General features: G+C 43.2%; 1 protein-coding gene and 1 pseudogene. Both read right to left on the bottom strand.

What is annotated here, in order from left to right; translation table 11 throughout:
- Positions 1 to 398 (bottom strand): hypothetical protein (locus A3763_RS25425; protein WP_197483127.1); only part of this gene is annotated, 398 nt, incomplete at its 3' end.
- A gap of 110 nt (positions 399 to 508) precedes the next feature.
- Positions 509 to 710, bottom strand: a pseudogene (locus tag A3763_RS29240) (hypothetical protein); the annotation flags it as partial.

Genomic DNA, 710 nt, shown 5'->3' on the forward strand with positions numbered 1-710 from the left:
TGCGCATCATTAATTCGTGTAGTGTACATAATAGCAACGATACTTAAGCCAGAGACTATGTAGGCACTCATATACAGACTTGAATACGCGCGTATCGACCAATTCATTCGGGCGGCGATCATTGTTATAGCGATGAGAGGGCAAACTATAAACAGACGAATACAGGTTGTGACGACGTAGACAGACTCGGGGAGCGTGTAGATATCTAGTAAAGCAAATAAGAAAAAAATGAATAATGCGGCAACTCCAATTGCAGGAATTCGTTCTAGTAAGCGTTGGTGTCGATATTCCCTGAACTCACTTTCAAGTGACTGAGAAAACTTTATGAAGGGGAAGCGACGCTTGTTTGCATATTCGAGCTGAAGCTCTTCAACGCTTTTTTCGTAATGGCTTGTCATCGTTATTATTGGTCTTTTAAGCGATTAGAGTGAAGCGTTCTATGTTAGTTGGTGTGCAGAACGATGCCAAGTAAGGTCACCGCTCAAATGGGAGAAATGTGATTTGCGTGTTACGAGCGTATGATAACTTTACTTTCATCACTTTCTCTGAGGTAACTGGGTGAGAAACGAAGCTGGATTTGAGTACCTTGGATACCCTCTTGAGAGCTCTTAACAACTAGCTCACCGTTCAAGTGCCGACTGCGTTCTTGAATGATGGCCAGGCCATAATGATTTAACTTTTCTGGGTTGCTGGACAGCCCTACTCCATCG

The sequence above is a fragment of the Oleiphilus sp. HI0128 genome (genome assembly GCF_001635365.1).